The sequence below is a fragment of the Caulobacter sp. GW821-FHT05F04 genome (genome assembly GCF_059419665.1).
On sequence record NZ_JBWKSF010000020.1, the window covers coordinates 1 to 5,583 of the forward strand.

A 5,583-nucleotide genomic window follows, 5' to 3' on the forward strand; every position below is an offset into this window, starting at 1 on the left:
CGCTGAGAGGCGGTTCGGGTCTTTGACATTGTTGATTTGGAAAGAGAAACGCAGGCGGCGGCGCTCTGGCGGTTACCCTTCGAGGTAACCTTCGACGCTGACAAATGCGGTCTCTTGAAGACACCATTAATATGGTGGCTGACCTTCGGGTTGGTCACTGTGTGATGGGAACTCGTCAAGAAACTATGCAAACCAGATACCTGGTTCTGGGTTTTCCCCCGGGACTGGAAGTCTGAAGTCAATGTCAACTCAACCTGAGAGTTTGATCCTGGCTCAGAGCGAACGCTGGCGGCAGGCCTAACACATGCAAGTCGAACGGATCCTTCGGGATTAGTGGCGGACGGGTGAGTAACACGTGGGAACGTGCCCTTTGGTTCGGAACAACTCAGGGAAACTTGAGCTAATACCGGATGTGCCCTTCGGGGGAAAGATTTATCGCCATTGGAGCGGCCCGCGTCTGATTAGCTAGTTGGTGGGGTAAAGGCCCACCAAGGCGACGATCAGTAGCTGGTCTGAGAGGATGATCAGCCACATTGGGACTGAGACACGGCCCAAACTCCTACGGGAGGCAGCAGTGGGGAATCTTGCGCAATGGGCGAAAGCCTGACGCAGCCATGCCGCGTGAATGATGAAGGTCTTAGGATTGTAAAATTCTTTCACCGGGGACGATAATGACGGTACCCGGAGAAGAAGCCCCGGCTAACTTCGTGCCAGCAGCCGCGGTAATACGAAGGGGGCTAGCGTTGCTCGGAATTACTGGGCGTAAAGGGAGCGTAGGCGGACTGTTTAGTCAGAGGTGAAAGCCCAGGGCTCAACCTTGGAATTGCCTTTGATACTGGCAGTCTTGAGTACGGAAGAGGTATGTGGAACTCCGAGTGTAGAGGTGAAATTCGTAGATATTCGGAAGAACACCAGTGGCGAAGGCGACATACTGGTCCGTTACTGACGCTGAGGCTCGAAAGCGTGGGGAGCAAACAGGATTAGATACCCTGGTAGTCCACGCCGTAAACGATGAGTGCTAGTTGTCGGCATGCATGCATGTCGGTGACGCAGCTAACGCATTAAGCACTCCGCCTGGGGAGTACGGTCGCAAGATTAAAACTCAAAGGAATTGACGGGGGCCCGCACAAGCGGTGGAGCATGTGGTTTAATTCGAAGCAACGCGCAGAACCTTACCACCTTTTGACATGCCCGGACCACCAGAGAGATCTGGCTTTCCCTTCGGGGACTGGGACACAGGTGCTGCATGGCTGTCGTCAGCTCGTGTCGTGAGATGTTGGGTTAAGTCCCGCAACGAGCGCAACCCTCGCGATTAGTTGCCATCAGGTTTGGCTGGGCACTCTAATCGTACTGCCGGAGTTAATCCGGAGGAAGGCGGGGATGACGTCAAGTCCTCATGGCCCTTACAAGGTGGGCTACACACGTGCTACAATGGCGACTACAGAGGGCTGCAATCCCGCGAGGGGGAGCCAATCCCTAAAAGTCGTCTCAGTTCGGATTGTTCTCTGCAACTCGAGAGCATGAAGTTGGAATCGCTAGTAATCGCGGATCAGCATGCCGCGGTGAATACGTTCCCGGGCCTTGTACACACCGCCCGTCACACCATGGGAGTTGGCTTTACCCGAAGGCGCTGCGCTAACCGCAAGGGGGCAGGCGACCACGGTAGGGTCAGCGACTGGGGTGAAGTCGTAACAAGGTAGCCGTAGGGGAACCTGCGGCTGGATCACCTCCTTTCTAAGGATGCTTCTCCAGTCTCTCACGAGACTATTGAGGCTCCAATTAGTGCGCTAGACGCACACAAATGAGCGGATCGCCGCCGTCTTCGTTTCTCTTTCCACTTGTTCTGGACCGTCGAGGTTCAGGACACGATCGCGAGCCCTGGAGCGGGTCAGGCTGTTGTCTGATCTGATCTGAGCGGCCTATGGGCCCGTAGCTCAGTTGGTTAGAGCGCACGCTTGATAAGCGTGAGGTCATAAGTTCAAGTCTTATCGGGCCTACCACTCTTTCCACATACGGACCGCACCGACCAGCTCCCGCTGGGCAAGCAACTCACACCGAGTGTGAGGGGCCATAGCTCAGTTGGTAGAGCGCCTGCTTTGCAAGCAGGATGTCGTCGGTTCGAATCCGTCTGGCTCCACCATCTTTGTTGATCGTCTTCACGTCGTTTTCGCTCAAGCAGCGAAGCGGTAGCGAAGACGACGGAAACAAAGTCGCGATCGAGGAATGATCAAGTTTGCAGCGGCTTTCGAGCCGATGCGAAATGACATTGTGAAGGCAGGGTTCCTCCGCCAACCGTAGCTCACCCCTGGGATACGGACCTGGTTCAAGGATGGACTTAAGAAGACATCATTGTCTGACTAAAGGTAGAGCTCATGCTCGAGACCTTCCCGCGTGACGCGGCTAGGTCTCAAAACGCATGGGTTTTGCTGAGAACGATCAAGCGCATAAGGGCTTCTGACGGATGCCTTGGCATTGAGAGGCGATGAAGGACGTGGCACGCTGCGATAAGAGCCGGGGAGGCGCGAGCACCCTTTGATCCGGCTATCTCCGAATGGGGAAACCCACCTTTATGGTCACTCCACTTGTTCCTGACTTCGGTCAGGGCCGTAGTGGATGGATCAGAAGAGGTATAATGACCTGAATACATAGGGTTCATTAAGCAAACCCGGGGAACTGAAACATCTCAGTACCCGGAGGAAAGGACATCAACCGAGACTCCCGTAGTAGTGGCGAGCGAACCGGGACCAGGCCAGTGCTGTCGTGACATAAAGCTGAATGTGCTGGGAAGCACAGCCATAGTGGGTGATAGCCCCGTAAGCGTCAAATAGCGACAGACTCGAGTAGGGCGGGACACGTGAAATCCTGTCTGAACATGGGGGGACCACCCTCCAAGCCTAAGTACTCCTCAATGACCGATAGCGAACAAGTACCGTGAGGGAAAGGTGAAAAGCACCCCGACAAGGGGAGTGAAACAGATCCTGAAATCGGAAGCCTACAAGCAGTCGGAGCCACCGCGCGTGGTGACGGCGTACCTTTTGTATAATGGGTCAGCGACTTCATGTGCCGTGCAAGCTTAAGCCGTTAGGTGTAGGCGCAGCGAAAGCGAGTCTGAATAGGGCGAATAAGTACGTCGCATGACGACCCGAAACCAGGTGATCTATCCATGAGCAGGTTGAAGGTAAGGTAACACTTACTGGAGGACCGAACCGGTGAATGTTGAAAAATTCTCGGATGACTTGTGGATAGGGGTGAAAGGCCAATCAAACCTGGACATAGCTGGTTCTCCGCGAAAACTATTTAGGTAGTGCCTCGGACGTATTCCTTGGGGGGTAGAGCACTGGATGGATGCGGGCGGCGCGAGCTGTACCAATTCTAACCAAACTCCGAATACCCAAGAGAACTATCCGGGAGACACACGGCGGGTGCTAACGTCCGTCGTGAAAAGGGAAACAACCCTAACCATCATCTAAGGCCCCCAAGTACTGGCTAAGTGGGAAACGATGTGGGTTTGCTTTGACAACCAGGATGTTGGCTTAGAAGCAGCCATCATTTAAAGAAAGCGTAACAGCTCACTGGTCAAGCGAACCTGCGCGGAAAATGTAACGGGGCTCAAGCCAGTCGCCGAAGGTATGGGTGTGCACTCTGTGCACGCGGTAGCGGAGCGTTCCGTAAGCCGATGAAGGTGAGGCGTGAGCCTTGCTGGAGGTATCGGAAGTGAGAATGCTGACATGAGTAGCGATAAAGAGGGTGAGAGACCCTCTCGCCGAAAGCCCAAGGGTTCCTGCGTAAAGCTAATCTGCGCAGGGTTAGTCGGCCCCTAAGGCGAGGCCGAAAGGCGTAGTCGATGGGAATCAGGTGAATATTCCTGAACCAGTTGGAAGTGACGGATCTGGTAAATTGTCTGGGCTTATTGGATTGCTCCCGGCAGTGAACAGGTCCCTGGAAATAACTCCAACGGAGACCGTACCCGAAACCGACACAGGTGGGCAGGTAGAGTATACCAAGGCGCTTGAGAGAACTGTGCTGAAGGAACTCGGCAAATTGCACGCGTAACTTCGGGATAAGCGTGACTCTCTTTTGGGCAACCAGATGAGAGTGGCACAAGCCAGGGGGTAGCGACTGTTTATCAAAAACACAGGGCTCTGCGAAGCCGCAAGGCGACGTATAGGGTCTGACGCCTGCCCGGTGCCTGAAGGTTAAAAGGAGGGGTGCAAGCTCTGAATTGAAGCCCAGGTAAACGGCGGCCGTAACTATAACGGTCCTAAGGTAGCGAAATTCCTTGTCGGGTAAGTTCCGACCTGCACGAATGGCGTAACGACTTCCCCACTGTCTCCAGCACAGGCTCAGCGAAATTGAATTCCCCGTGAAGATGCGGGGTTCCCGCGGTCAGACGGAAAGACCCTATGAACCTTTACTGCAGCTTCGCCTTGGCGTTAGCAGCAACATGTGTAGGATAGGTGGGAGGCTATGAAACCGGGGCGCCAGTTCCGGTGGAGCCATCCTTGAAATACCACCCTTATTGTTGCTGACGTCTAACCGCGGCCCGTTATCCGGGTCCGGGACATGGCGTGGCGGGCAGTTTGACTGGGGCGGTCGCCTCCCAAAGTGTAACGGAGGCGCGCGATGGTGGGCTCAGACCGGTCGGAAATCGGTCGTCGAGTGCAATGGCATAAGCCCGCCTGACTGCGAGACTGACAAGTCGAGCAGAGACGAAAGTCGGCCATAGTGATCCGGTGGTCCTGCGTGGAAGGGCCATCGCTCAACGAATAAAAGGTACTCTAGGGATAACAGGCTGATTTTGCCCAAGAGTCCATATCGACGGCAAAGTTTGGCACCTCGATGTCGGCTCATCACATCCTGGGGCTGGAGCAGGTCCCAAGGGTTCGGCTGTTCGCCGATTAAAGTGGTACGTGAGCTGGGTTCAGAACGTCGTGAGACAGTTTGGTCCCTATCTGCCGTGGGTGTACGAGACTTGAGAGGATCTGTCCCTAGTACGAGAGGACCGGGATGGACACACCTCTGGTGGACCTGTCATGGCGCCAGCTGTGCAGCAGGGTAGCTAAGTGTGGAATAGATAACCGCTGAAAGCATCTAAGCGGGAAACTAACCTCAAAACAAGGTCTCGCTGAGAGCCGTGGAAGACCACCACGTTGATAGGCCGGGTGTGGAAGTGCGGCGACGCATGGAGCTTACCGGTACTAATAGCTCGATAGGCTTGATCGTTCTTCAGTCAAATCCATGCAATCGCATGGCTCTACTTCAGACACTGATGTCTTCTTCACAATCCTCGCGCTCTTCGGAGCGTGAGTGATATCCTTTTCGCTGACCTGGTGGCTTTGCCGGGGGTTCCCCACCCGATCCCATTCCGAACTCGGTCGTTAAGTCCCCCTGGGCCAATGGTACTTCGTCTCAAGGCGCGGGAGAGTAGGTCGCCGCCAGGTCCGCCAAAAGGATATCGAACCCCAAGTCCAAAAACCCTGCATCACAATCCAAAACACCCTGACGCGGGGTGGAGCAGCCCGGTAGCTCGTCAGGCTCATAACCTGAAGGTCACAGGTTCAAATCCTGTCCCCGCACCCAAGG

At 55.0% G+C, this 5,583-nt stretch carries 3 tRNA genes and 3 rRNA genes; all 6 read left to right on the forward strand.

Features of this window, described 5'->3' with window-relative positions:
* Positions 1 to 250 precede the first annotated feature (250 nt).
* The 6 genes from AC07R7_RS25855 (at position 251) to AC07R7_RS25880 (ending at position 5,580) form a co-directional block, all read left to right on the forward strand.
* Positions 251 to 1,734, forward strand: a 16S ribosomal RNA gene (locus AC07R7_RS25855).
* A gap of 189 nt (positions 1,735 to 1,923) precedes the next feature.
* Positions 1,924 to 2,000 (forward strand) — tRNA-Ile (locus AC07R7_RS25860).
* 64 nt (positions 2,001 to 2,064) lie between these two features.
* Positions 2,065 to 2,140, forward strand: a tRNA-Ala gene (locus tag AC07R7_RS25865).
* Positions 2,141 to 2,434: 294 nt separating this feature from the next.
* A 23S ribosomal RNA gene (locus AC07R7_RS25870) occupies positions 2,435 to 5,223 on the forward strand.
* 103 nt (positions 5,224 to 5,326) lie between these two features.
* Positions 5,327 to 5,441 (forward strand): 5S ribosomal RNA (gene rrf / locus AC07R7_RS25875).
* Together the 16S, 23S and 5S rRNA genes with 3 tRNA genes alongside form the textbook arrangement of a ribosomal RNA operon.
* Positions 5,442 to 5,503: 62 nt before the next feature.
* A tRNA-Met gene (locus AC07R7_RS25880) sits at positions 5,504 to 5,580 on the forward strand.
* Positions 5,581 to 5,583: the final 3 nt, after the last annotated feature.